Source organism: Streptomyces sp. NPDC089919 (assembly GCF_040684615.1).
Lineage (GTDB): Bacteria > Actinomycetota > Actinomycetes > Streptomycetales > Streptomycetaceae > Streptomyces.
Genome location: NZ_JBFBGK010000018.1, coordinates 32,655 through 56,325, shown reverse-complemented (window position 1 = coordinate 56,325; position 23,671 = coordinate 32,655). Strand labels below are relative to the sequence as shown.

23 protein-coding genes, 1 tRNA gene and 1 pseudogene are annotated in these 23,671 nt (G+C 74.0%); 11 read left to right on the top strand and 14 right to left on the bottom strand.

Translation table 11 applies throughout. The features are described 5' to 3' along the window. Positions 1-165: 165 nt before the first annotated feature. Together AB0O40_RS10785 and AB0O40_RS10780 are read right to left on the bottom strand one after the other, a co-directional pair. Entirely contained in the window at positions 166-1,452 is a 1,287-nt protein-coding gene (locus AB0O40_RS10785) for an NAD(P)-binding domain-containing protein (RefSeq protein WP_365038079.1), read from the bottom strand. A 313-nt stretch (positions 1,453-1,765) separates the two neighbouring features. Next, positions 1,766-2,398, bottom strand: a complete 633-nt coding sequence (locus AB0O40_RS10780) for a hypothetical protein (protein WP_365038077.1) — start codon at positions 2,396-2,398, stop codon at positions 1,766-1,768. 47 nt (positions 2,399-2,445) lie between these two features. On the opposite strand from AB0O40_RS10780, the gene AB0O40_RS10775 reads away from it, so the two are divergent. Next, positions 2,446-2,634 carry a DUF5703 family protein gene (locus AB0O40_RS10775; protein WP_365038075.1) on the top strand — a complete coding sequence of 63 codons (189 nt, stop codon included), beginning with the start codon at positions 2,446-2,448 and terminating at the stop codon, positions 2,632-2,634. A gap of 103 nt (positions 2,635-2,737) precedes the next feature. Here AB0O40_RS10775 and AB0O40_RS10770 read toward each other — a convergent pair whose 3' ends face one another. The 4 genes and pseudogenes from AB0O40_RS10770 to AB0O40_RS10755 form a co-directional block, all read right to left on the bottom strand. After that, entirely contained in the window at positions 2,738-2,884 is a 147-nt protein-coding gene (locus AB0O40_RS10770) for a hypothetical protein (RefSeq protein WP_365038174.1), read from the bottom strand. A 375-nt stretch (positions 2,885-3,259) separates the two neighbouring features. After that, a pseudogene (locus AB0O40_RS10765) lies at positions 3,260-3,634 on the bottom strand (chaplin); the annotation flags it as partial. A 176-nt stretch (positions 3,635-3,810) separates the two neighbouring features. Next, positions 3,811-4,044, bottom strand: coding sequence for a chaplin ChpH (gene chpH / locus AB0O40_RS10760; RefSeq protein WP_365038073.1), 234 nt, complete (start codon positions 4,042-4,044; stop codon positions 3,811-3,813). Positions 4,045-4,174: 130 nt separating this feature from the next. Beyond that, positions 4,175-5,500 (bottom strand): M20/M25/M40 family metallo-hydrolase, encoded by a 1,326-nt coding sequence (locus AB0O40_RS10755; protein WP_365038071.1) that lies wholly within the window; start codon positions 5,498-5,500, stop codon positions 4,175-4,177. A 167-nt stretch (positions 5,501-5,667) separates the two neighbouring features. On the opposite strand from AB0O40_RS10755, the gene AB0O40_RS10750 reads away from it, so the two are divergent. Next, positions 5,668-5,755, top strand: a tRNA-Leu gene (locus AB0O40_RS10750). A 134-nt stretch (positions 5,756-5,889) separates the two neighbouring features. Here the strand turns inward: AB0O40_RS10750 and AB0O40_RS10745 are convergent. The 4 genes from AB0O40_RS10745 to AB0O40_RS10730 all read right to left on the bottom strand — a co-directional run bounded on the left by AB0O40_RS10745 (position 5,890) and on the right by AB0O40_RS10730 (position 11,227). Then, positions 5,890-6,894 (bottom strand): asparaginase, encoded by a 1,005-nt coding sequence (locus AB0O40_RS10745; RefSeq protein ID WP_365038069.1) that lies wholly within the window; start codon positions 6,892-6,894, stop codon positions 5,890-5,892. After that, positions 6,891-8,372, bottom strand: a complete 1,482-nt coding sequence (locus AB0O40_RS10740) for an amino acid permease (protein WP_365038066.1) — start codon at positions 8,370-8,372, stop codon at positions 6,891-6,893. Before AB0O40_RS10740 ends, AB0O40_RS10745 begins: the two co-directional genes overlap by 4 nt. Before the next feature lie 307 nt (positions 8,373-8,679). Beyond that, positions 8,680-10,218 carry an APC family permease gene (locus AB0O40_RS10735; RefSeq protein ID WP_365038063.1) on the bottom strand — a complete coding sequence of 513 codons (1,539 nt, stop codon included), beginning with the start codon at positions 10,216-10,218 and terminating at the stop codon, positions 8,680-8,682. 67 nt (positions 10,219-10,285) lie between these two features. Beyond that, a complete protein-coding gene (locus tag AB0O40_RS10730; protein ID WP_365038060.1) occupies positions 10,286-11,227 on the bottom strand; it encodes a hypothetical protein in 942 nt (313 codons plus the stop codon). Positions 11,228-11,431: 204 nt separating this feature from the next. Here AB0O40_RS10730 and AB0O40_RS10725 point away from each other — a divergent pair, with 204 nt between their 5' ends. Further along, positions 11,432-11,857: an ASCH domain-containing protein gene (locus AB0O40_RS10725; protein ID WP_365038058.1), complete on the top strand. Its 426-nt coding sequence runs from the start codon at positions 11,432-11,434 to the stop codon at positions 11,855-11,857. 46 nt (positions 11,858-11,903) lie between these two features. On the opposite strand, the gene AB0O40_RS10720 is transcribed toward AB0O40_RS10725, so the two are convergent. Next, positions 11,904-13,559: an FAD-binding dehydrogenase gene (locus tag AB0O40_RS10720; protein WP_365038055.1), complete on the bottom strand. Its 1,656-nt coding sequence runs from the start codon at positions 13,557-13,559 to the stop codon at positions 11,904-11,906. A gap of 58 nt (positions 13,560-13,617) precedes the next feature. Between AB0O40_RS10720 and AB0O40_RS10715 the strand changes: the two genes are divergently transcribed. From AB0O40_RS10715 to AB0O40_RS10685, 7 genes are all read left to right on the top strand, one after another. Next, positions 13,618-14,160, top strand: a complete 543-nt coding sequence (locus AB0O40_RS10715) for an NUDIX domain-containing protein (RefSeq protein ID WP_365038053.1) — start codon at positions 13,618-13,620, stop codon at positions 14,158-14,160. Positions 14,161-14,169: 9 nt separating this feature from the next. Beyond that, positions 14,170-14,568, top strand: a complete 399-nt coding sequence (locus AB0O40_RS10710; protein ID WP_365038051.1) for a DUF202 domain-containing protein — start codon at positions 14,170-14,172, stop codon at positions 14,566-14,568. Beyond that, positions 14,565-14,918 carry a DUF202 domain-containing protein gene (locus AB0O40_RS10705; RefSeq protein ID WP_365038048.1) on the top strand — a complete coding sequence of 118 codons (354 nt, stop codon included), beginning with the start codon at positions 14,565-14,567 and terminating at the stop codon, positions 14,916-14,918. The genes AB0O40_RS10710 and AB0O40_RS10705 overlap by 4 nt, the downstream gene beginning before the upstream one ends. Before the next feature lie 113 nt (positions 14,919-15,031). Then, complete coding sequence (locus AB0O40_RS10700) at positions 15,032-15,328, top strand: hypothetical protein (protein ID WP_365038046.1); 297 nt, start codon at positions 15,032-15,034, stop codon at positions 15,326-15,328. A gap of 274 nt (positions 15,329-15,602) precedes the next feature. Next, entirely contained in the window at positions 15,603-16,517 is a 915-nt protein-coding gene (locus AB0O40_RS10695) for an MBL fold metallo-hydrolase (RefSeq protein WP_365038045.1), read from the top strand. 166 nt (positions 16,518-16,683) lie between these two features. Continuing rightward, positions 16,684-17,706 carry a phosphotransferase family protein gene (locus AB0O40_RS10690; protein ID WP_365038042.1) on the top strand — a complete coding sequence of 341 codons (1,023 nt, stop codon included), beginning with the start codon at positions 16,684-16,686 and terminating at the stop codon, positions 17,704-17,706. Between the two features lie 6 nt (positions 17,707-17,712). Then, on the top strand, positions 17,713-18,927 hold the full coding sequence (locus AB0O40_RS10685; protein ID WP_365038039.1) for an acyl-CoA dehydrogenase family protein: 1,215 nt from the start codon (positions 17,713-17,715) through the stop codon (positions 18,925-18,927). 12 nt (positions 18,928-18,939) lie between these two features. Here AB0O40_RS10685 and AB0O40_RS10680 read toward each other — a convergent pair whose 3' ends face one another. From AB0O40_RS10680 to AB0O40_RS10670, 3 genes are read right to left on the bottom strand one after another with little or no spacing between them, the layout of a single operon-like run. After that, the gene (locus tag AB0O40_RS10680) at positions 18,940-19,533 is read right to left on the bottom strand and encodes a TetR/AcrR family transcriptional regulator (RefSeq protein WP_365038037.1); all 594 of its coding nucleotides are present in this window, start codon (positions 19,531-19,533) and stop codon (positions 18,940-18,942) included. 57 nt (positions 19,534-19,590) lie between these two features. Beyond that, positions 19,591-21,294 (bottom strand): AMP-binding protein, encoded by a 1,704-nt coding sequence (locus tag AB0O40_RS10675; protein ID WP_365038034.1) that lies wholly within the window; start codon positions 21,292-21,294, stop codon positions 19,591-19,593. Further along, entirely contained in the window at positions 21,291-22,046 is a 756-nt protein-coding gene (locus tag AB0O40_RS10670) for an SDR family oxidoreductase (RefSeq protein WP_365038031.1), read from the bottom strand. Before AB0O40_RS10670 ends, AB0O40_RS10675 begins: the two co-directional genes overlap by 4 nt. A 177-nt stretch (positions 22,047-22,223) precedes the next feature. Here AB0O40_RS10670 and AB0O40_RS10665 point away from each other — a divergent pair, with 177 nt between their 5' ends. After that, positions 22,224-23,510 (top strand): serine-threonine protein kinase, encoded by a 1,287-nt coding sequence (locus tag AB0O40_RS10665; protein ID WP_365038028.1) that lies wholly within the window; start codon positions 22,224-22,226, stop codon positions 23,508-23,510. Positions 23,511-23,671 lie beyond the last annotated feature (161 nt).

Genomic DNA, 23,671 nt, shown 5'->3' with positions numbered 1-23,671 from the left:
TCCGGCCTCCCGCCAGCGCCTGACGAGGGACAAGTAGATGGTGGACCGGTCCGGGGGCGGGGGCGGCGCGGGCACCCCGGGCGACGGGGGTGCTTCCACCCGGCTGGCCGGGATGCGCACCCAGCCGCGGCCCCGTGCTCCCTCAGGGCTCATGACCGACCCCTCTCACCGCATGGACGACTTCGGGTGCCCGGCGGCCGGAGCGGGTGCGGCCGTCCGGGTCCTGGGGGACCCGGGCAGCGGCCCGCGGCCGGCGAGGCGCCTTCGTACTCCTGACACCAGTCTCCCCGCAGCGAAGCCCGCACCGTGCACGAATCGCATGGAAGGGCCGAATGAGGGAGCCGCGAGCAGCCCGGCGAAGAAGAGCCCGGGGTACGAGGACTCGAAGCGGGCGGTCAGCTCGGGGGTGCCGCCGCCGCCCACCCGCCGCAGGGCGGCCCGCACCCCCGCGTCCAGCAGGTCCAGCCGGTCGAGGTCGGGCACGAAGCCGGTGGCGGCGATGACGTGCGCGGTCTCCAGCACCACCCCGGCCCCGCCGCAGCCGGTCAGGGCCAGCCGGGTCCGGGCGCCGTCCGGGACGGCCCGCTGGAGCCGGTGCCCCAGCAGCACGGGCACCTGCCGCTCGAAGCGCTCGCGCAGCCACCAGGCGCCGGCCGGGCCGAGGGCGGTGGCGAAGATGTGCTCCCGGCTGCCGGCCGGCAGCCGGCGCACCGCCCCGGGCAGCTCGGCGTACACCCAGTTGCGCCAGCCGGTGCCCAGTCCGCTGTGCGGGTCGCGCAGGGTGCGCAGCAGGCTCCGGGAGAGCGGTTTGGCCGGGGTGTTCCAGCGCAGCCGTCCGGCCCGGGCGACCAGGCGCGGGTGGGCGCCGGCCTCCGCGAGCAGCACGGCGGTCTCCAGGGCGGCCTGGCCGCCGCCGACCACGGTCACGTCCTGCCCCCGGAAGCGCTCCAGGTCCCGGTGGCCGCTGCTGTGCGAGCAGTGGCCGGCGGGCAGCGGGCGCAGCGCCCGGGGGTAGTGCCGGAAGGGCATCACCCCCACCGCCACCGCGACCGTCCGGGCATGCACGGGGTCCTCGCCCTCCCGGGTGACGAGGAACCCGCCGCCCTGGGGGGCGACCCCGGTGACGGTGCACTCCTCGACCGCCGGTCCGGCCCGGCGGGCGAACCACAGCCCGTACCCGCTGAAGGCGCCGATGGGCAGCGGGTGCCCGTGCTCGGCGGCCAGTCCCCGGCCGGCGCAGTAGTCGGCCAGGGTGTGCCGGCCGGTGGGGTCGGAGAGGTCGGAGGCCCAGGGCTCGGACTTCAGGAACATGCCCTCGGGCATGTGGTCGCGCCAGGAGGCCATGGGGCGGCCGAGCACGCGGACGTCGAGTCCGGCGGCGGCCGCGTGCGCGCCGATGGAGAGGCCGTAGGGGCCGGCCCCTACGACCACGAGGTCGGCCGTGCGGGTCATGTGGCATGCGCCCTTTCTCTGGTGGCCGCCGTTACGCGTGCCGCGGGTGGTCGTGGTGTGTGGGGTAGCCCCTTGACGGGGTGTGGCAGGCTGGCGCGGAGGCAGGCCCGGGCCGTGGGTGGCCGAAGGCCACGGCGAAGCCGCGAAGCCCACGGGGTGGGCCTGCCGCAGGGCCTGCAGGCCACACCCCGTCAAGGGGCGAGGGGCCCCACGCAACACGGACGGCCCCGAAGCCCCGCAGCAGGCCCCCACACACCACGGACGGCCGCCCAGGAACCCCCGAGCGGCCGTCGAGCAGAGAGGGACACCCCCCTCACGAATCCAGCGGTTCCAGCTCCTCGTCGTCCTCGAACTCGTCGTCGAAGACCGAGCTGACGTCGAAGCGGTGCAGGACGCTGCCCGGGTCGGCGTGGTCGAAGGGGGTGTTGAGCCAGTCGCCGGGCTCGGGGGCCTCTTCTCCGATGGCGATCCACAGGGTGGAGTCGCCCTCGCTCAGGCCGAACTCCTTGTTACGGGAGGCGATCTCGTCCGGTTCGTACTCGCCGAAGAGCACGCCCAGCGCATGGGCGGTGCCGCCGGCGTCGCCCGGTTCGTCGTGGTCGAGGGCGGCGACCCGGTCGGCCTGGGCGATCAGGCGTTGTGGTTCGGCGACGACGTAGTCTCGGCGGATCAGGACACTGAACACGCTTGGTTCGGCGGGTCCGGAGTACGGGACGTGCTCCTCGCCGGCCGGGATCTCGAACGGGGTGACCTCGTCGTACCGGTCGTAGAGGAGTTCGTCGTACTCCTCGGCCGCCGCGGCCAGTTCGTTGAAGGCGGCGTAGACGGCCGGATCGTCGTCCCCTGAGCGGCCTTCTACGGCTGCCAGGTGGCGGTCCAGCGCGGCTTTGACCGCCTCGGCGGCGGCGCGTACCTCGGCAGCGGTGGGCTGAGCGGCATCAGACATAGTGCAGACGCTATCCGTACCGGGCCGGTGCCCGCACAATAGATTCGATGCCGGAATACGAATTTGTCGACGTGTACGTGCCCCGCGGTGTGCCCCGTAAGGAGGCGACCCGTCTGCTGACCGACCATGCCGAGTACGGGAACTGGGAGTTGGACCGGGTGGCGCTGTTCCGGGACGGCAGTCGCCGGGTGCGGCTGCGCCGCCGGATCATCCGCCAGATGCGGCCCACGTGGTGAGACGGCCGGCCGGCCGACCAGGGGCCGGACGGACCGCGGGCCCCGCCCCCGCGCGGTGTGCGCGCGGGACCGGGGCCCTGGGAACGGCCGTACGGGGCCGGGGTCAGGCGCCCGCGCCGCGGGACCGCCGGTAGAGCAGCGAGCCCGCCAGCAGCGCCCCGCCCGCCAGCGGGAGGGCCACCCCGAGGCCGGTGGCGCCGGTGTGCGCCAGCTCGGGCCCCCGCTCGCCGTGCACGCCGGTGCCGATCATGCCGGTGTCGGAGCCCCGGGTGTCGGGCCCCGGGGCGGCCGGCCCACCGGGCTGCCCCGGAGTACCGGGAGTCCCGGGCCGGCCGGGCTGACCCGGCTTCGTCGGGTACCCGGGCGTCCCGGGCGAAGGGTGACCAGGAGTCCCGGGATTCCCCGGCTGACCGGGGGTACCGGGGTGACCAGGAGTACCGGGGTGACCGGGCGTCCCCGGATTGCCCGGCTGTCCCGGGTGCCCGGGATGCCCCGGCTGACCGGGGTGACCAGGAGTCCCCGGATGCCCGGGAGTCCCGGGATTCCCCGGCTGCCCCGGGTGACCCGGCTGTCCCGGATGCCCCGGTCCGCCCGGGTTCTGGTGCCCCGGAACATTGGCGCAATCATTGCCCGTCGCCGGGTTCAGCAGTCCCACCACGTCGATGGTGTTGCCGCAGGCGTTGAGGGGCAGTTGCACCGGGGCCTGGATCAGGTTCCCGGAGCCGACGCCCGGGGAGCCGTGGGCCCCGCCGTGCGCGCCCGCGCCGGGGCCGGCGTGGCTGCCGTGGCCTCCGGTGTTGGTGCAGTGGTTCCCCGCGGCCGGGTTGAGCAGGCCGATGACGGAGACGGTGTTGCCGCAGGCGTTCACGGGTACGTGTACCGGCGCCTGGATGGTGTTCCCGGACAGCACGCCCGGGGAGTTCGAGGTGCCACCGAAGGCCCCCGAATCCGCTTGTGCGTAGCCCCCACCCAAAGCGAGTACACCGCCCGCGGCCGCCACGCTGAAGAGAGTCTTCTTGGTGACCTGTCGCAAGGTGTTCTCGTTCCTGCTGTGTGCTTGCCGTGTGCGTCCGGGCTCCCCTGCTCGGACGCCGAAGCCGTCCCGGGAGCCCCGGGGCGCGCGGTGCGCGCCCCGGGAGCCGGGACTCAGACCCTCGGAAGGGTGCGAGTACGACGTCAGTCGTTGATGCAGGTGTTGCCGAACGCCGGGTTCAGCAGGCCGATCACGTTGATCGTGTTGCCGCACACGTTGACCGGGATGTGCACGGGCACCTGGACGACGTTGCCGGACGCGACGCCCGGGGAGCCGACAGCGGCACCCTGCGCACCGGCGTCGGCGACGGCGAGGCCGGCACCCGCGAGAACCAGGCCACCGGTGGCAGCCGCAGCAGCGACAACCTTCTTGATCATCATTCCTCCTAGTAGGCAATGCGGTCCCAGCCGCGGACCGCACCACCTGTAACGAGGAGGTCTCGCCAGGGCTACGAGCGTATGGTCGGATTCACTCTTCCTGGTGGAATGCGCACACCTTGACGATTGCTCAGCAGTTGTCGATGAATCGGTCGAGCACGCGCACGCCGAACTTCAGACCGTCCACCGGAACCCGCTCGTCCACGCCGTGGAACATGCCGGCGAAGTCCAGCTCGGGCGGCAGCTGGAGCGGCGCGAAGCCGAAGCAGCGGATGCCCAGGTCGTCGAAGGACTTGGCGTCGGTGCCGCCGGAGAGCATGTACGGCACGGCCCGCGCGATCGGGTCCTCGGCCTTGAGGGCGGTCTGCATGGCGTCGACCAGCCGGCCGTCGAAGTCGGTCTCGAGCGCCTTGTCGCCGTGCACGTCCTCGCGCTTGACCCGGGGGCCGAGGATCCGGTCGAGGTCCGCCAGGAACTCCTGCTCGTAGCCGGGCAGGAAGCGGCCGTCCACGTGCGCGGTGGCCTGGCCGGGGATGACGTTGACCTTGTAGCCGGCGCCGAGCATGGTCGGGGCGGCGGAGTTGCGCAGGGTCGCGCCGACCATCTTGGCGATGCCGCCGAGCTTGGCGAGCGTGCCGTCCATGTCCTCCGGGTCCAGCGGGGTGCCCAGGGCGTCGGAGAGCTCGTCGAGGAAGGACCGGACCGTCTTGGTGACGCGGACCGGCCACTGGTGGCGGCCCAGCCGGCCGACCGCCTCGCAGAGCTCGGTGATGGCGTTGTCGTTGTTGGTCATCGAGCCGTGGCCCGCGGTGCCCTCGACCGTGAGCCGCATCCAGTGCATGCCCTTCTGGGCGGTCTCGACCAGGTACAGCCGCAGGTTCTCGTTGACGGTGAAGGAGAAGCCGCCGACCTCGCCGATGGCCTCCGTGACGCCCTCGAACAGGTCGGGGTGCTTGTCGACCAGGTGCCGGGCGCCGTAGGTGCCGCCGGCCTCCTCGTCGGCGAGGAAGGCCAGCACGATGTCGCGCGGGGGCTTGCGGCCGCTGCGCATCCGGTCGCGGACCACGGCCAGCGTCATCGCGTCCATGTCCTTCATGTCGACCGCGCCGCGCCCCCAGACGCAGCCGTCGGCGACCTCGCCGGAGAACGGGTCGTACGTCCAGTCGGCGGCGTTGGCCGGGACCACGTCGGTGTGGCCGTGGATCAGCAGGGCCGGCTTCGAGGGATCCTCGCCCGCGATCCGGGCGACCGTCGAGGCGCGGCCCTTGTGGGACTCGAAGATCTGCGGCTCCAGACCCACCTCGGCGAGCTTCTCGGCCACGTACTCGGCGGCCTTGCGCTCACCCGGTCCCGAGTGGTCGCCGTAGTTGCTGGTGTCGATCCGGATCAGCTCCCGGCAGAGGTCGACGACCTCGTCCTCGCCGGAGACGGTCCTGCCGGTGCTCGACTCGCTCACGCTCTTCCTCCCACTGCCGGTGCCGGTTGATCCCCTCATCCTCTCTCCCCGGGAGCCGCCACCCAAGGGCACACCCGGCCGGAGAGGGGGGTGATCGGGGCACTCCGAATCCCTGGTAATGTTCTCTTCGTCGGAGCGGCCCGGAAGGGACGCGAGACAGACACCTTGTCCGGGTGGCGGAATGGCAGACGCGCTAGCTTGAGGTGCTAGTGCCCTTTATCGGGCGTGGGGGTTCAAGTCCCCCCTCGGACACCAGCAGGAAGACCCCAGATGCGTCTGGGGTCTTTCGCGTTTCCGGGGGCGGTCGGCGCCGCCCGGGGCGTACGAGAAGGGCCCCGCGGGGCCGGGAGGTAGCTCCCGGGCCGCGGGGCCCTTCTGCGTGCTCGGGGTCAGGCGGGCAGGGCGGCGCGGGCGGCCAGCGGGCCCGCGGCGCGCAGGGCGCCCATCGGCTTGCCGCCGCCGTAGACCGGGGTGCCGGCGAACGGGGCCAGCAGGGCCGGGTCCACGCCCGCGACGGCGAGCGCGGCGGCGGTGACGGGCATCCGGGCCCGGTCCGAGCCGTCGGCGATCTTGACGCCCACGGCGCGGCCGTCGGGCAGCGCGGCGATCTGGACCGCCTCGAAGCCGTCCTTGGCGATCAGGCCGGGCACCGCCCGCATCAGGGCGGTGACGTCCCGGCCGGTGCCGGCGACCATCTCGGGGTGCGCGCGTACGGCGTCGGCGAGGCGGGCCTCGGGGGTGCCGGGGGCGGCCGTGGCGATGGCCGCCGCCGCGCGGGTGAGCCCGTACAGCGAGACGGCGAAGAGCGGGGCGCCGCAGCCGTCGACGGTGGTGCGGGCCGGCGGGGCACCGGTCAGCTCGGTGACGGTGTCGGCGATGGTGCACTGAAGGGGGTGCCCCGGGTCGAGGTAGTCGGTCTCGGACCAGCCGCGGGAGCGGCACAGGGCGAGCATGGCCGCGTGCTTGCCGGAGCAGTTGTGGGCCAGCCTGGAGGGGCCCCGGCCGGCGGTCAGCCAGTCCTCGCGCTGCTGCGCGCCGTACGGCAGGTCGGCGGGGTTGAGCAGGGCCTCGGGGCCGAGGCCGGCGGTGCGCAGGATCGTTTCGGCGCCGTCCTGGTGGACCTGTTCGCCGGAGTGGCTGGCGGCCGCGAGGGCCAGCAGCGGGCCGTCGAGCTCCAGGCCGGCGCGGAGCATGGCGACCGCTTGGAGGGGCTTGAGGGCCGAGCGCGGGTAGAAGGCGGCGGCCGGGTCGCCGGCCTCGTACCGGACCTCCCCGTCCGCGCCGAGGACGACGACGGAGCCGTGGTGGACGCCCTCGACCAGGCCGTCGCGGACGACGTGGACCAGCGGGACGTGGCCCGGCTCCCGGATCACGGGGGCGGTGGGCGGGGTCATCGGGCGTCCTCGTCGGTGGCGGGGGCGGTGACGGCGGGGGCCTGGGCGGCGGCGGCCAGCTCGGCCACCCGGCCGCGGACCAGGTACCAGCCGCCGACCAGGGCGGCGGCGATCAGCGGCAGGAACATCACGGTGGTGCGGCCCACTCCCCCGTCGCACCACATGAGGACGAGCACGGTGACCAGGAAGGCCAGGGTGACCAGCTGGGTGTACGGGGCCCAGGGCAGCCGGTAGGAGGGCCGGGAGACCAGCCCGGCCTTGGCGCGCCGCCAGAAGAACAGCGAGCAGATCATGACCATGGCCCAGGTGCCCAGGATGCCGATGGAGGCGAGGTTGAGCACGATCTCGAAGGCGTTCGAGGGCACGAAGTAGTTGAGGGCGACGCCCGCGACGCCGAAGGCGGCGGTGAAGAGCACGCCGCCGTAGGGGACCTTGCCCTTGTTCATCCGGGCGGTGAAGCGCGGGGCGGAGCCGGACATGGCCATCGAGCGCAGGATCCGGCCGGTGGAGTAGAGGCCGGAGTTGAGGCTGGAGAGCGCGGCGGTGAGCACGACCAGGTTCATGATGCCCGCGGCGCCGGGGACGCCGAGCTTGTCGAAGACCGTGACGAACGGGCTCTGGTCGGCGGAGTACGCGGTGTACGGGAGCAGCAGCGCGAGCAGGACGACCGAGCCGACGTAGAAGACGCCGACCCGCCACATGATCGAGTTGATCGCCTTGGGCATGATCTTCTCGGGGTTCTCGGTCTCGCCGGCGGCGACACCGCACAGCTCGACGGAGGCGTACGCGAAGACGACGCCCTGGACGACGAGCAGCATCGGCAGCACGCCGGAGGGGAAGAGGCCGCCGTTGTCGGTGATGGAGCCCAGGCCCGGGGTGTGGCCGTCGATCGGGTGGCTGGTGGCGATCAGGTAGATGCCGACGAGCATGAAGGACACCAGGGCGGCGACCTTGACGATCGAGAACCAGAACTCCATCTCGCCGAAGTAGCGCACCGAGATCAGGTTGGCGGCGAGCACGACGGAGAGGGCGATCAGCGCGAGGATCCACTGCGGGACGTCGGAGAACATCGCCCAGAAGTGCGCGTAGGTCGCGGCGGCGGTGATGTCGGCGACGGTGGTCGTGGACCAGTTGAGGAAGTAGAGCCAGCCGGCGGTGTAGGCGCCCTTCTCCCCCATGAACTCGCGCGCGTAGGAGACGAAGGCCCCGGAGGAGGGCCGGTAGAGGACCAGTTCACCCAGGGCCCGGACCACGAAGAAGGCGAAGACGCCGCACACGGCGTACGCGATGGCCAGCGAGGGGCCGGCGCCGGCGAGGCGGCCGCCCGCGCCGAGGAACAGGCCGGTGCCTATGGCGCCGCCGATCGCGATCATGTTGATGTGCCGGGACTTCAGGTCCTTGCTGTAGCCCTCGTCGCCCGCGTCGACGTGCGGGGTCGCCGCGGCCGGTGGGGCCGTGGCCAGGGTGCGGTCACTCATGTATGACTTCGCCTTCGTGGATGGGACAGGCAGGTCCGGGTGGCACGAAGGCGGACGGGGTGGGTCTCTCTCCTTGGTGCCGGAGGGCTCCGCGGGACGGCGGGGCCCACCGCACGGTCGGGGGTCGCCCCGCCGTGACCCGGCACCCGGTCCGCGCCGGGGCGCGGGCCGGGACTGGGTACATCGGCCACAAGGAGACCATGAGGGGGTGGATCAGCCAAAACCGGGCGGACCGCGGGGTGCGGTCCGCCCGGTGGCGGGAGGGCGGCCGGGGCCGGCTCGGCGGCCGGGCGCGGCGGGGGGCGGGTCAGTCCTGGGCGGCGGCCTGGTCGAGCCGGAAGGCCTCGTTGCCCAGGCCGATCCGGGCGTGCGCCTCGGGGCTGCGGCGGCGCAGGACGGCGCCGTGGACCAGGCCGGCGACGGCCGCGAGGGCGATCAGGCCGGGCAGTACCCAGCGCAGCGCGGAGCCGGAGCCGGCGCCGACGAGGGCGCCGAAGTCCTTGACGGTGTACCCGGCGATGCCGAGCAGCAGCAGGCCGGCGAGGCCGGCGGCGGTGAGCCGCCAGGCCTGGGCGCCGGCCGCGCCGCGCCGGACGAAGAAGGCGATGACGGCGAAGGAGGCGGTGGCCATCAGGAGGATGACGCCGAGGGCGCCGACGCTGCCCATCCAGGTGAACAGGTGCAGCACGGGCGCGGTGGGGTCGCCGGTGGGCATGTCGTCGGTGACCGCGAAGGCGCCGACGACCAGCACCGAGACGACGGTCTGGAGCAGGGAGCCGGTGGCGGGGGCGCCGCTGGTGGGGCTGGTGCGGCCGAAGGCGGCGGGCAGCAGGCCCTCGCGGCCCATCGCGAAGGCGTAGCGGGCGACGACGTTGTGGAAGCTGAGCATGGCGGCGAACATGCCGGTCACGAAGAGGACGTGCAGCACGTCGGTGACGGTGCCGCCGAGCCGGCTCGAGGTGAGTTCGAAGAGCAGGCCGGGGCCGGCCTTGGCGGAGGTGGCGACGACGGCGGAGGGGCCGGTGGCCACGGTCAGGGCCCAGGCGCTGACGGCGAAGAAGAAGGCGACGAAGCCGATGGCGAGGAACATCACGCGCGAGACGATGACGTGCGGCCGGCTGGTCTCCTCCGCGTAGACCGGGGACTGCTCGAAGCCGAGGAAGGCGGCGATGCAGAAGCACAGGGCGGTGCCGAAGCCGGCGCCGCTGAGGGCGTCGGGGTTGAAGGCGGCGAAGGAGATGCCCTCCTTGGCCGGGTCGGCGACGGCGGCGATGTCGAAGACGACGACGAGGACGCACTCGATGAGGAGGAGGACGCCGAGCACCCGGGCGTTCAGGTCGATCTTGAGCCAGCCGAGGGCGCCGGTGAGGGCCACGCCGAGGAGGGCGGGGATCCACCAGGCGATCTGGAGGTCGAGGTAGGTGGCGCAGAGGCCGGAGACCTCGAAGCCGAAGATGCCGTACACGCCGACCTGCAGCGCGCTGTAGGCGACGAGGGCGACCACGGAGGCGCCGGCGCCGGCGGTGGGGCCCAGGCCCCGGGCGATGTAGGCGTAGAAGGCGCCGGCGTTGTGGACGTGGCGGCTCATCTCCGCGTATCCGACGCTGAAGAGGGCGAGCACGGCGCCGAGGATGACGAACAGCAGCGGCTGCCCGACGATGCCCATCACACCGAATGTTGTGGGCATGACACCGGCGACGACCATCAGGGGCGCGCTGGCCGCGAGCACGGAGAGCAGCAGCCCGGCGGTGCCGAGCCGGTCGGCGCGCAGGGCGCGGTCCTGGCCCTTGTACGTCCGTATGTCTGCGGTGGTGTCGGAGAGCGTGCTGGAACTGCCCGTCGCCATGGCGGGTCGTCCTTTCACGGGGGTTGGGTCGGGCTGGGGAAGGTCCCGACGGAGAGCGGTGCGGGGGTCAGGCGGAACCCAGCGCCGCGCTGCGCGCGGCCAGGAACGCCTTGTGGGGGTCGAGATCGGGATAGGACCAGGGGGCCGGCGTGGCGTGCCGCCCGATCCGGTGGAAGAGGGCCGCCGCTTCGGCGGGGCGGCCCTCGCAGAGCTTCGCGTGCGCGAGGAAGTTCAGGTCGACCCGGTTGCGCGGGTGGTCCTCGCGCTCCCACTCCAGCCACCAGTCGAAGGCGGTGCGCAGCACCTGCCGGGCGCGCCGGCCGGACCAGTGCTCGGCGGCGTCGGGAGCGGCGCCGGCGGCGGCCAGCACCCGGTAGCGCTCGGCGTGGGCGACCACCGGCAGGACGGCGAGCGGGGAGTCGGCCGGGGACTCCTCGGCGGCCCAGGAGGCGAAGTCGTACACCTCGTGGAGCGGGTCGGCGCCGGCGGCGGGGGTGCGCTCGGCGAGCTTGGCGACCATGAGGTGGTGGGCGTGGTGGTGCTCCCGGTGCCGGGCCCGGACCTGGTCGAAGGTGCGGGCGAACTCCTCCTCGGGCCCCACCGCGCGGGTCAGCAGGAGCAGCGCGAGCCAGGGGGTGGGGTCGTTCGGCAGCCGGGCGGCGGCCGCGCGGCAGGCCCGCTCGGCCGCCTCGGCCGAGCCCTTGCCGCGCAGCGCCGCGAAGACCTCGGCGCAGGCGAGCAGGGTGGCGGCGTCGGCGCTGTCCGGTTCGGCCAGCAGCCACTCCCGGGCCCAGGCGGCGGCGGAGGGCGTCTCGCCGAGCACCACGACGCGGTGGCCCCGGCGGTCCCAGTCGTCGCCGGTCGCCACCAGCAGGGCGCGCGCCTTGGCCCACCGACCCTGGGTGAACTGACCGCGTACGTCGATCAGTTCGGCATCACAGAGGGCCGGGTCGAAGAACTGGGTGTCCTTCTTGCGCGAGCGGCCGAGGGGCGGCGGAGGCGGGGACATCCGCGGACTTCCCTCCAGGGAACACGGTCTGGGCCCGCGGTATCGGGAGCGCGAGCGAATGATCACGCACAGCAAAGCGGCCGGGATCGCTCCGCGTCAAGGTCCAGTCCACCACGTGGCGCGTTTCAACTGGTCCGAAATGCTCTGGAGTTGGCGCAAAGAAACCGGTTAGTCGGGCCGGGTCGGGCGCCCTAGCCTGGGCCCATGACGACTCACGACGCCCTTCCCCCCTTCCTTCTGGCCTTTCCCGGGCCGCTGCGCGACCAGTTGGTGGCCGCCGTGCTCAGTGGCGAGAAGACGAGCACCACCGGCCTAGTCGCCGAGTACGAGGCGGTGGGCGAGGAGCTGCCCGTGGTGGGTGACCGCCAGGTGATGCTGGACTCGGACGAACGGCCCGTCGCCGTCATCGAGGTGACGGAGGTTCGGGTGGTGCGGGCCGGGGACGTGGACCTGGCGCACGCCGTGGACGAGGGCGAGGGGTACACCAGCGTCGCGCAGTGGCGCGCCACCCACGAGACGTTCTGGCACAGCGACGAGGTCCGGGCCGAGATCGGCGACCCGCGGTTCACGGTGGACGACGACACGCTCGTGGTCGCCGAGCGGTTCCGGGTCGTGGCGCGGCTGGGCTGACCCGGCGGCCCCCGGAAGGGGGCCCGTCAGCCGGCCGCCGCACCCGTCAGCCGACCGCCTCGGCCGCCGCCCGGCCCGCGGTGCGGCCGGAGAAGAGGCAGCCGCCGAGGAAGGTGCCCTCCAGCGCCCGGTAGCCGTGCACCCCGCCGCCGCCGAAGCCGGCCGCCTCGCCGGCCGCGTACACGCCGGGCAGCGGGTCGCCGTCGTCGGTGAGCACCCGGGAGGACAGGTCGGTCTCCAGCCCGCCCAGGGACTTGCGGGTGAGGATGTTGAGGCGGACCGCGATCAGCGGGCCGGCCGCGGGGTCCAGGATGCGGTGCGGGGCGGCGGTGCGGATCAGCTTGTCGCCGAGGTAGCGGCGGGCCCCGTGGATCGCGGTGACCTGGAGGTCCTTGGTGAACGGGTTGGCGATCTCCCGGTCCCGGGCGGTGATCTCGCGGCGCAGCGCGGCCTCGTCGATCAGCGGCTCCTTCGTCAGCGCGTTCATCCCGCGCACCAGCGCGGACAGGTCCCGCTCGACCACGAAGTCGACGCCGTTGTCCATGAAGGCCTTGACCGGTGCGGGCACCGCCTGCCGGGCCCGGTCGATCACGCCCCGTACGGACTTGCCGGTGAGGTCCGGGTTCTGCTCGGAGCCGGAGAGCGCGAACTCCTTGCCGATGATGCGCTGGTCGAGCACGAACCACGTGTGGTCGTGGCCCGAGCGCATGATGTGCTCCAGGGTGCCGAGAGTGTCGAAGCCCGGGAAGAGCGGCACCGGCAGCCGCCGGCCGGTGGCGTCCAGCCAGAGGGAGGACGGGCCGGGCAGGATGCGGATGCCGTGCCGGGCCCAGATCGGGTTCCAGTTCTCGATGCCCTCGGTGTAGTGCCACATCCGGTCGCGGTTGATGTGGCTGGCGCCGGCCCGCTCGGCGATGCCGAGCATCAGGCCGTCCACGTGCGCGGGCACGCCGGAGAGCATCCGGGCGGGCGGGCGGCCCAGCCGGGCCGGCCACTGGGCGCGGACCAGGTCGTGGTTGCCGCCGATGCCGCCGGAGGTGACGATCACCGCCTGGGCGCGCAGCTCGAAGGCGCCGCTGACCTCCCGGCTGCTGGCGGTGCCCCGCCCGGCGGCGGAGGGCTCCAGGACCTCGCCGCTGACGGTGTCCACGCTGCCGGCACTGCGGGACAGGCCCGTGACCCGGTGCCGGAACCGCAGCTGGACCAGGCCCTTGGCGACCCCGGCGCGCACCCGCCGCTCGAAGGGCTCGACGATGCCGGGCCCGGTACCCCAGGTGATGTGGAAGCGGGGCACCGAATTGCCGTGGCCGGTGGCGTCGTAGCCGCCGCGCTCGGCCCAGCCGACCACCGGGAAGAAGCGCACCCCCTGGGCGTGCAGCCAGGGCCGCTTCTCGCCCGCGGCGAAGTCGACGTACGCCTCGGCCCAGCGGCGCGGCCAGTGGTCCTCCTCGCGGTCGAAGCCGGCGGTGCCCATCCAGTCCTGGAGGGCGAGCTCGTGGCTGTCCTTGACGCGCATCCGCCGCTGCTCGGGCGAGTCGACGAAGAACAGTCCGCCGAAGGACCAGTGGGCCTGGCCGCCGATCGACTGCTCCGGCTCCTGGTCGAGCAGGATGACCTTGCGGCCCGCGTCCACCAGCTCGGCCGTGGCCGCGAGGCCCGAGAGCCCGGCACCGATAACGATCACGTCTGCGTCGTACGCCATGGCCCCGATCTTGGCTACGCGGCGGTAACCCGTCAACACCGGTGCTTGGATGGATCCCATGAGCGCTGCCGAGGAGATCCTGGACGTCGTCGACGAGCACGACCGCGTGGTCGGGCGGGCGCCCCGGGGCGAGGTGTACGCGCGGGGGCTGCGGCACCGGTGCGTCTTCGTGCTGGCCCGGGACGCGGCCGGGCGGATCTTCGTGCACCGCCGCACCGCCACCAAGCTGGTCTTCCCGTCGCTGTACGACATGTTCGTGGGCGGGGTGGTGGGGGCCGGCGAGAGCTACGAGGGCGCGGCCCTGCGGGAGGCCGAGGAGGAGCTGGGGGTGTCGGGGCTGGCGCAGCCCGCACCGCTGTTCACGTTCCTCTACGAGGGCGCCGGGGGGCAGTCGTGGTGGTCCGCCGTGCACGAGGTGCGCTGGGACGGGCCGGTGGCTCCGCAGGTGTCCGAGGTGGACTGGTACGACTTCCTCCCCGAGGAGGAGGTGCTGGGGCTCCTGGGCACGTGGGACTGGGTGCCGGACGGGCTGGAGGCCTACCGGCGGCTGCGGCTGCACCGCGGCCTGCCCGCGGGCCTGCCGCCCGGCCCCCACCAGTAGATTTGCCCCGTGACCGACTTCCTCAAGGACGTCCGGCTCTGGTTCGCGCCGTGGCGGGTGCGGGACGAGGGCGGGACGCCGGACTACCGCTTCTCGCTGGCCAACGAGCGCACCTTCCTGGCCTGGCTGCGCACGGCGCTGGCGCTGATCGGGGGCGGCTTCGCGGTCGACCAGTTCCTGCCGGAGCTGCGCTGGGGCGTGCGGGTGGGGCTGGCCATCGCGCTGCTGGTCGTCGGCGCGGCCTGTGCGCTGCGGGCGGTCAACCACTGGGTCCGCTGCGAGCGGGCGATGCGGCGCGGCGAGGACCTGCCGGTGTCGCGCTTCCCGGTGGTGCTCAGCCTCGGCGTGGGGCTGGTGGCGGGGGCCATGGTGGTGGTGGTCCTGCTCGGCTGGACGAACGGGCGGTGAGCCCGGCGGACCCGGTGCCGGGGGCGCCGGGCGGGCGTGATCCCGGGCTGCAGCCCGAGCGGACCAGGCTGGCGTGGCGGCGTACCACGCTGACCTGGACGGCGGTGGCGGTGCTCGCGGTCAAGCAGGCGCTGCACGGCAGCGGTTCGCCCGCCGAGCTGGCCGGCACGGCCTTCATCGCCCTGCTGTGGGCGGGGTTCCTCTACGTCTCGCACCGGCGGATCCAGGCGCTGGCGGCGCCCCGGCCGGCGCTGCTGGGCCTGCCGGCCGCGCTGGCCGCGGCGCTGTGCTGCGTGGCCCTGACGGGGTTCGCGGTGCTCCTGCTCGTCCTGAGCGACCGGCGGCCCTGAGCCGGACGGCCGGAGGGGACCCCGGCCGCCCGCACCGGTGCGATCATCGGCCTTCCCCGTGGCGCCGCCGGACAGTCGGACATACCGCCGCAGTACGGACTAGCCTCGCCCGCATGACGACCCTGCACCAGGAACACGGCACCCACGAGCACGCCCACGGGCCGGACTGCGGACACCCCGAGGTGCCGCACGGCGACCACGTCGACTACGCCCACGACGGGCACCTGCACCGCGAGCACGCGGGCCACTGGGACGAGTGCGAGACCGCCGAGCACGTCTCCCACGAGGCGCACGAGCACGCGCACGGGGAGGACTGCGGGCACCCGGCGGTCGAGCACGGGGACCACCTGGACTACCTGCACGACGGCCACCGGCACGCCGCGCACAACGGCCACTGGGACGACCACTAGGCCGTCTCCTCCGGATCTTGCCTGACCCGCGCCTCCCCCAGCTACCGCTGGGAGGTGCCCCCAGGCGCCGCACCTCGCCGCGTTGTCGGGCCCACCCAAGTACGTCCAGTAATCGGGCGACCCTCCGCCTTGCGATGCACGGCGCCAGACGACGCGGGCTTAACCGGCAAGATCCGAAAGAGACGGCCTAGCAGCCCTGCCCCGGGGGCCCCGCGTGCGCGCTCGTGGTGGCTGGCAGGATGGTCCGTCCGCCGCCACGACCCGGGGAGCCGTGATGTCCGTATCCGTCGAAGAGCCGTACACCGTCCAACTGGCGGACGGGGTGTACGCGTACGTGCAGCCCGACGGGGGCTGGTGCCTGAGCAACGCGGGCTTCGTGACCGGCGGCGGGCGGACCCTGCTCGTCGACACCGCGGCCACCGAGCGGCGCTCCCGCTGGCTGGCCGAGGCGGTGGCCGCCACCGGCGCGCCGGCGCCCTCGGTGATCGTGAACACCCATCACCACGGCGACCACACCTACGGCAACTGCCTGTTCCCCGACGCGACGGTGCTGGCGCACGAGGACAGCCGGGCCGAGCAGCTGGACGCCGGGCACCAACTGCACCTGATCTGGCCGCAGACCGACTTCGGGGACATACGGATCAGCGCGCCCTCGCTGACCTACCGCGACGCGCTCACCGTGCACGTCGGGGAGAGCGAGGTGCGGGTCTTCCACCCGGGCGTGGCGCACACCCGGGGCGACTCGGTGGTCTGGCTGCCGCGCGAGCGGGTGGTGTTCACCGGGGACCTGGTCTTCTCCGGCGGCACCCCCTTCGTGCCCTTCGGTTCGCTCGCCGGGTCGCTGCGGGCCCTGGAGCGGCTGCGGGAGCTGGGGGCCCGGACGGTGGTGCCCGGGCACGGTCCGGTCACGGACGCCTCGGCGTACGACGACATGGAGCGGTACCTGCGGTTCGTGGGCGCGCTGGCGGAGGCCGGCCGGGCCGCCGGGCGCACCCCGCTGGAGGCGGCCCGCCGGGCGGACCTGGGCAAGTTCGCGTCCTGGCGGGAGAGCGAGCGGCTGGTGGCGAACCTGCACCGGGCCTACGCGGAGCTGGCGGGCGAGCCGGCCGGGTCCCGGCTGGACCTGGTCGCGCTGCTGACGGACATGACGGCGATGAACGGCGGGCAGCCGGTGGCCTGTCACGCGTGAGGGCCCGCCGCGGGCCGGCCCCGGCCGGCCGGCCCCGGCCGGCCCGCACCCCGGGGACGCGCGGGCCCGCGGGGCGCCCCTCTGGACGACATACCGACTGGTCGGCATGATGGGGTGCACCGTCCGAGCCGGGTCGTCCGGCCGCGTCCGCACGGAGGTGCGCATCATGTCCTCAGCCGATCCACGGGGCCTCGATCTGGAGCGGCTGCGCGCGCGGCTGGAACAGGACCGGCCGGCGATGACCCTCGGCCCGCTGACCGGCCGGCTGATCGAGGGCGGCCGCTCGAACCTCACGTACGAGGTGAGCGACGGCACCCACCGCTGGGTGGTGCGCCGGCCGCCGCTGGGGCACGTGCTGGCCACCGCGCACGACATGGCACGCGAGCACCGGGTGATCCAGGCGCTGCACGGCACGGCGGTGCCGGTGCCGGCCCCGGCGCTGCTCTGCGAGGACACCGAGGTGATCGGCGCGCCGTTCTACGTGATGGAGTACGTGGAGGGCACGCCCTACCGGAGCGCGGAACAGCTCGCGGAGCTGGGTCCCGAGCGGACCCGCGCGGTGCTGCTGCGGCTCGTCGACACCCTCGCCGACCTGCACCGGGTGGACCCGGAGACGGTGGGGCTGGCGGGCTTCGGACATCCCCAGGACTTCCTCGAGCGGCAGTTGCGCCGCTGGGGCAAGCAGCTGGCCGCCTCCCGCAGCCGCGAGCTGCCGGGGATCGACGAGCTGCACGCGGCGCTCGGCCGCCGGCGGCCGGACTCCCCCGCGCCGACGGTGGTGCACGGCGACTACCGGCTGGACAACGTCCTGATCGACGGCTCGGACCGGATCGCGGCGGTGCTGGACTGGGAGATGTCCACGCTCGGCGACCCGCTGACCGACCTCGGGCTGCTGGTGATGTACAGCTCGCCGCTGAACGTGCCCGGGTCGCCGGTGAGCACCACCAGCGGGGCGCCGGGCCATCCGGCGCCCGCGGAGCTGGTGGCGCGGTACGCCGAGCGGTCCGGCCGGGACACCTCGCAGATCGCCTGGTACACCGCCTTCGCCTGGTTCAAGCTGGCCGTGATCCTGGAGGGCATCCACTACCGCTACACCCTCGGCCAGACGGTCGGGGCGGGCTTCGACCGGATCGGCGCGCTGGTGCCCGTGTTCATCGAACGCGGCCTGACCACCCTTCAGGAAGGCTGAGCAGTCATGGACTTCGCATTCGACGCCCGGACCGAGGAGCTGCGCGCGCGGCTGCTGGCGTTCATGGACGACCACGTCTACCCGGCGGAGGCGGTGGAGCAGGAGCAGCGGGCCGCGCTCGCCTCGCCCTGGGACACCCCCGCGGTGGTGGCGGAGCTGAAGGCCGAGGCGCGGCGGCAGGGGCTGTGGAACCTCTTCCTGCCGGACGCCGGGCACGGCGCGGGGCTGACGAACCTCCAGTACGCGCCACTGGCGGAGATCACCGGCCGCAGCCCGCACCTGGCGCCCACCGCGACCAACTGCGCGGCCCCGGACACCGGGAACATGGAGCTGCTGGCGCAGTTCGGCAGCGAGGAGCAGCAGAAGCAGTGGCTGGAGCCGCTGCTGGCCGGGGAGATCCGCTCGGCCTTCGCGATGACCGAGCCGGAGGTCGCCTCCTCGGACGCGACGAACATCGAGACCCGGATCGAGCGGCAGGGCGACGAGTACGTGGTCACCGGCCGCAAGTGGTACATCTCCGGGGCGATGAGCCCGCACTGCAAGGTCTTCATCGTGATGGGCAAGACCGACCCGGAGGGCGCCGACCCGCGCCGCCAGCAGTCGATGGTGCTGGTACCCCGGGACACCCCGGGGGTGGAGGTCCGGCGCGCGATGCGGGTGTACGGGTACGAGGACCACTCCCACGGGGGTCACGCCGAGGTGGTGTTCCACGGCGCCCGGGTGCCGGTGTCGAACCTGGTCGGCGAGGAGGGCGGCGGCTTCGGCATCGCCCAGGCGCGGCTGGGCCCGGGCCGGATCCACCACTGCATGCGGCTGATCGGCATGGCGGAGCGGGCGATCGAGCTGATGTGCCGGCGGGCGGCGGGGCGCAACGCCTTCGGCAAGCCGCTGGCCGCGCAGGGCGTGGTGCAGAACTGGATCGCGGACGCCCGCGTCACCGTCGAGCAGTTGCGGCTGCTGGTGCTGAAGACGGCCTGGCTGATGGACACCGTCGGCAACCGGGGCGCCCACACCGAGATCCAGGCGATCAAGATCGCCACCCCGCGGGCGGTGGTGGAGATCATCGACCGGGCGGTGCAGTTGCACGGCGCCGGTGGCGTGGGTCAGGACCATCCGCTGGCCGAACTGTGGGCCGCGGCGCGGACGTTGCGGATCGCGGACGGTCCGGACGAGGTGCACCAGCGGTCGCTGGCCCGCCGCGAGTTGAAGAAGTACCTGTAGCGGCAGCGGCGTTCAGGGGCGCAGGGCCCGCAGCAGGAGGTCGGCGAGGTGGTCGGCGACCTGCTGGGGGCTGAGCGCGCCGTCGGCGCGGTACCAGGTGGACAGGTGGTGGACGGAACCGAAGTGGTAGTCCACCACCAGGTCCGCGGGGGTGGCGGTGGCGAACACGCCGGTGCGCTGGCCCTCTTCGACCAGGGCCCGGAAGCGCTCGTGGTACTGCCGGCGGGCGGCCCGGACCTGCTGGCTCTTCTCGGGGCTGAGCTGGTGCATGGAGCGGAAGAAGATGGCGGCGTCGTCGAGGTTCTCGATGGTGGTGACCACCACGTCGGCGGCGGCGGCGCGCAGCCGCTCGGCGACCGGGGCGTCCGAGTCGGCGATGGCGTCCAGCCGCTCCTGCTGGAGCCGCAGCATCCGGGCGTAGACCTCGTGGAGCAGGTCGTCCTTGGAGCCGAAGTAGTGGTAGAGGGCGCCCTTGGTGACCCCGGCGGCCTCGACGATCTCCTGGACGGAGGTGCGGTCGTAGCCCCGGTCGGCGAAGAGCCGGGTGGCGGCGGCCAGCAGTCGCTGGGGGACGGGGGTGTCCTCCGCGTCCACGGTTCTGCCCATGCCGTCACCTGACCCTTCTGACGTGTGCCGCAACGGTTGCCGGACGAGTGTGCCGGGTCAGCGGGCCACCGGCGAAATCCGGCCGGGTCCGCGCAGATCCCGCCGGATGATCTTCCCACTGGTGGTCTTGGGGAGCGCGGGAAGCACCTCCACCTCGCGGGGGTACTTGTACGCGGCCAGCCGGGCGGCGCAGTGCGCGACCAGCTCGGCCGGGGTGGCGGTGGCGCCCGGGCGCAGGCTGACGTACGCCTTGACGCTCTCGCCGCGGTAGGGGTCCGGGACGCCGACCACGCCGGCCTCGCGGACCGCCGGGTGGGCGTAGAGGACGTCCTCCACCTCCCGGGGCCAGACCTTGAAGCCCGAGCAGTTGATCATGTCCTTCTTGCGGTCGACCACGTAGAGCCAGCCGTCCGGGTCCATGAAGCCGACGTCGCCGGTGCGCAGTTCGCCGTCGGGGAAGGTCTCGGCGGTGGCCTCCGGGCGGCGCCAGTAGCCGGGTACGACCTGGGGGCCGCGGACCAGGATCTCGCCGGTCTCGCCGAAGGGCACCTCGGCGCCCCGCTCGTCGACGATCCGCAGCTCCGTGTCGGCGCCGGGGACGCCGACGGAGAGGGTGCCGCTGCGCGGGTCGACCGGGGCGCGCCGGTGGACGGGTACGGAGGCCAGGTGGGCGGTGGTCTCGGTGAGGCCGTAGCCGTTGCGCAGGTCCAGGCCGAGGGTGTCGCGCAGCCGCTCGACCAGGGCGGGCGGCAGCGGGGCGCCGCCGGAGGAGACGACCCGGAGGGAGTCGAAGTGGCCGGGGGCGGCCTCGGGGCGGGCCGCCAGGGCCATGAAGGCGGTGGCGGGGCCGATGGCGTACTGCGGGCGGTGTTCGAGCAGCGCGTCCAGGACCACGCCGGGCTCGAAGCGGTGGGTGAGGACGAGGGTGCCCGCGTTGACGAAGCAGGTGGCCAGCTCGCAGACCATGCCGGTGATGTGGAAGAGCGGGGCGAGGGCGAAGTAGCGGGAGCCCTCGGGGAGCGGGTGGCCGGTGCGCTGCCGCTCGGCGTTGTAGGCGAGGGCGCCGTGCGGGTTGAGGGCGCCCTTGGGGGCTCCGCTGGTGCCGGAGGTGTAGCTGATCAGGGCGGTGTCCGCGGGGCCCGGCTCCGGCACGGCGGGGGCCGGCCGGCCGCTGCGGGCGCAGCTGAGCAGGTCGGTGGTGTCGGCGGGGCGCGGGAGGCGGGGCGCGGCCAGCACGCGCGGGTCGTCGCGGGTCTGGAGGTCCCGGTCGGCGCTGGTGAGGACGGTGTGCACGGTGGGGCAGCCGGCGGCGGTGGCGCGCAGGAACTCCTCCCAGGCGCTGTCGGTGCAGACCAGCGCGGCGGCTCCGGCGTCCCGCAGGACGTGGGCGACCTCGGCGCTCTTGTACATCGGGTTGACCGGCACGGCCACCGCCCCGGCCTTCCAGGCACCGAGCAGGGCGAGGACGAACTGCGGGGTGTTCTGGAGCATGACGGCGACCCGGTCGCCGGGGCGGACGCCCCGCTCGGCGAGGTGCCCGGCGAGGGCGTCGGAGAGGGCGTCGGTCCCGGCGTAGTCCAGCCGGCCGTCGAAGTAGACGAGGGCGGTGCGGTCCGGGGTGCGCGCGGCGGCCCGGCGGAAGGCGTGCAGCACGCTGGGCGGAGGTGTGACGGGGGCCCGCTGGGCCGCGCCGAGCAGCCCGAGCCAGGGCCGGTCCCGGTAGCCGGCCGCGGCCCGGTGGTCCGCGGTGTCCTGCGTCATGCGCCCTCCCACTTGCGTTGCAGGTGGTTCATGCTGCCAAGCCAGCGGTCGGGGTCGCTCGCCCGGGTGGCGTAGTAGCCGGCCACCTCGGGGTGCGGGAGGATCAGGAAGCGGCCCTCGGCCATGCCCGTGAAGAGGGCGTCGGCCACGTCCCCGGGCTCGATGGCGGTGGGCGCCAGCACCAGCTCCCCCGCGCTGCCGGCCGCGGTGAGCATGTCGGTGCGCACCCCCTGGGGGCAGATCGCGTGCACGTCCAGGCCGCGGTGGCGGTAGGTGAGCGAGAGCCATTCGGCGAAGGCGAGCGCACCGTGCTTGGTGACGCTGTACGGGGCCGCGCCGATCATCGTGAGCAGTCCGGCCGCGGAGACGGTGGAGACGAACCGGCCGGCGCCGCGCTCGAGCCAGTGCGGCAGCAGGGTGCGGGCCGCCCGGACGTGGGCCATCACGTTGGTGTCCCAGGCGGCGGCCCAGACGTCCTCGTCGGCGAAGGCGTCGCCGGGCGAGGCGAGTCCGGCGTTGGCGCAGTAGACGTCGACGGTGCCCAGGGCCTCCAGGGCGGCTCCGGCGATGGCGGAGGCGTCGCCGGGGAGGGGCACCGCGCCCAGCCGGCCGGCCACCTCGGCGGTCCGGGCCGGGTCGAGGTCGTTGACGGCGACCCGCGCACCCTCGGCGGCGAACCGCTCGGCCAGTGCGGCGCCGATCCCGCCGCCCGCTCCGGTGACGACGACGCCCTGTCCCTCGAACGCTCCCACGGGATCCACTCCTCACGGTCGACTGCCGGTCCGGGCGGCCGGCAGGCGACAGACTAACCGGTCGGTATGTCGTCGGGAAGGGAGTCTCCGCCAGGGGTCTTTCCGAGTGCCCGATCCGGCGGGATGCTGGTCCGGCGGTGCTGTTCCGGTGCGTGACGGGCACGGGAGGGGACGGACATGTCGGACGCGGGCGTGGAGCCGTACGCGGAGCTGACCTTCGACGCCGACGGGGATCCGGGGCCGGGCGGCCGGGCGGACCTCGCCCGGCTGCCGGTCACCGACCTCCTGGTCTTCTCGCACGGCTGGAACAACGACCGGTCCACCGCCACCCGGCTCTACCGGGCCTTCTTCGCGCCGTTCCCGGGGCTGCTGGCCGACTCCCCGGCGGTTCGGCTCGGGTACGCGGGGGTGCTGTGGCCCTCCATGCGCTTCTCGGACGAGCCGGTGCCGGACTTCGACCCGCACTCCGCCGCGGCCGGGCCGGCGGCCGGGGACGCCGCCCTGGACGGGGCGACCCTGGCCGCACTGGACGCCTTCTGGCCCGGCCGCCGGCCCGAGCTGGGCCGGATCGGCGAACTGCTGGCGCAGCAGCCGGAGTCGGCCGAGGCCTTCGCCGAGTTCGGGACGCTGGTGCGGACCCTGGTGGCGGGGACGGCGGCGCAGGCGGCGGCCACCGGGGCCGCGGACCTCCCGGCCATCCTGATGGAGGACACCCTCGGCGTCTGCCGGGACCTGCTCGGCGCGCTGGCCGAGGCCGGGGCGCAGGACCCCGCGTTCGCGGGCTTCTCGGTGGGCGACGGACTGAAGAAGGCCTGGCGCGGCGGCAAGGAACTGCTGCGCCAGGCCACCTACTACGAGATGAAGCGGCGGGCCGGCACGGTCGGCGAGCGGGGCCTGGGCCCGGCGCTGGCCGCCCTCGCGGCGCAGCGGCCCGGGCTGCGGATCCATCTGGCCGGCCACAGCTTCGGGGCCCGGCTGGTCTCGTACGCGTTGCGCGGCGTACCGGCGCACACACGGAGCGTAAAATCCCTGACGCTCCTTCAAGGCGCCTTCTCCCACTACGCGTTCGCCGACGTGCTGCCGCACGACCGGGACCGGGGCGGGGCACTGCGGGGGCTGGCGGGCCGGGTGGACGGGCCGGTGGTGTCCTGCTTCTCCTCGTACGACGCGGCCTTGCGGGTGTTCTATCCGCTGGCCTCCCGGATGGCCGGGGATTCGGCCTCCTTCGCGGGCTTCGACGAGCGGTGGGGCGCCATGGGCCACGACGGCGTGCAGGCGGTGCCCGGGACGCCCCGGCTGACGCTGGCGCAGGCCCTGGCCGGCGGCCTGCCCGGGTCCGGATGCGTCAGTGTCGACGCGGCGGCCGTGGTGCGCCGGGGCGGGGCGCCTTCGGGGGCGCACAGCGACATCTGCCACGCCGAACTCGCCCGGGTGATCCTCGCGGCGGGCCGGATCGGGCACTGAGATCGCGCCAATGCCACCCGGACGCCCCGCGTGCTCCGTGTGCACCCGGCCGGTCGCGGGCATGTGTCGCTACGCGCCGGTGATGGCTGCCATCGCATCGCGGATGGAGCCCGAGCGGCTTCCGGAACGTCCCTCCATCGGCGCCTGGACTCTAGCGGCGG

Excerpts from the sequence above, each read along its gene's own strand:
- AB0O40_RS10785 (WP_365038079.1), bottom strand. The coding sequence starts at position 1,452 with ATGACCCGCACGGCCGACCTCGTGGTCGTAGGGGCCGGCCCCTACGGC.
- AB0O40_RS10690 (WP_365038042.1), top strand. The coding sequence starts at position 16,684 with ATGTCCTCAGCCGATCCACGGGGCCTCGATCTGGAGCGGCTGCGCGCG.
- AB0O40_RS10775 (WP_365038075.1), top strand. The coding sequence starts at position 2,446 with ATGCCGGAATACGAATTTGTCGACGTGTACGTGCCCCGCGGTGTGCCC.
- AB0O40_RS10695 (WP_365038045.1), top strand. The coding sequence starts at position 15,603 with ATGTCCGTATCCGTCGAAGAGCCGTACACCGTCCAACTGGCGGACGGG.
- AB0O40_RS10745 (WP_365038069.1), bottom strand. The coding sequence starts at position 6,894 with ATGACCCCGCCCACCGCCCCCGTGATCCGGGAGCCGGGCCACGTCCCG.
- AB0O40_RS10730 (WP_365038060.1), bottom strand. The coding sequence starts at position 11,227 with ATGTCCCCGCCTCCGCCGCCCCTCGGCCGCTCGCGCAAGAAGGACACC.
- AB0O40_RS10685 (WP_365038039.1), top strand. The coding sequence starts at position 17,713 with ATGGACTTCGCATTCGACGCCCGGACCGAGGAGCTGCGCGCGCGGCTG.
- AB0O40_RS10665 (WP_365038028.1), top strand. The coding sequence starts at position 22,224 with ATGTCGGACGCGGGCGTGGAGCCGTACGCGGAGCTGACCTTCGACGCC.
- AB0O40_RS10680 (WP_365038037.1), bottom strand. The coding sequence starts at position 19,533 with ATGGGCAGAACCGTGGACGCGGAGGACACCCCCGTCCCCCAGCGACTG.
- chpH (WP_365038073.1), bottom strand. The coding sequence starts at position 4,044 with ATGATCAAGAAGGTTGTCGCTGCTGCGGCTGCCACCGGTGGCCTGGTT.
- AB0O40_RS10720 (WP_365038055.1), bottom strand. The coding sequence starts at position 13,559 with ATGGCGTACGACGCAGACGTGATCGTTATCGGTGCCGGGCTCTCGGGC.
- AB0O40_RS10700 (WP_365038046.1), top strand. The coding sequence starts at position 15,032 with ATGACGACCCTGCACCAGGAACACGGCACCCACGAGCACGCCCACGGG.
- AB0O40_RS10725 (WP_365038058.1), top strand. The coding sequence starts at position 11,432 with ATGACGACTCACGACGCCCTTCCCCCCTTCCTTCTGGCCTTTCCCGGG.
- AB0O40_RS10715 (WP_365038053.1), top strand. The coding sequence starts at position 13,618 with ATGAGCGCTGCCGAGGAGATCCTGGACGTCGTCGACGAGCACGACCGC.
- AB0O40_RS10675 (WP_365038034.1), bottom strand. The coding sequence starts at position 21,294 with ATGACGCAGGACACCGCGGACCACCGGGCCGCGGCCGGCTACCGGGAC.
- AB0O40_RS10770 (WP_365038174.1), bottom strand. The coding sequence starts at position 2,884 with ATGATCGGCACCGGCGTGCACGGCGAGCGGGGGCCCGAGCTGGCGCAC.
- AB0O40_RS10740 (WP_365038066.1), bottom strand. The coding sequence starts at position 8,372 with ATGAGTGACCGCACCCTGGCCACGGCCCCACCGGCCGCGGCGACCCCG.
- AB0O40_RS10735 (WP_365038063.1), bottom strand. The coding sequence starts at position 10,218 with ATGGCGACGGGCAGTTCCAGCACGCTCTCCGACACCACCGCAGACATA.
- AB0O40_RS10780 (WP_365038077.1), bottom strand. The coding sequence starts at position 2,398 with ATGTCTGATGCCGCTCAGCCCACCGCTGCCGAGGTACGCGCCGCCGCC.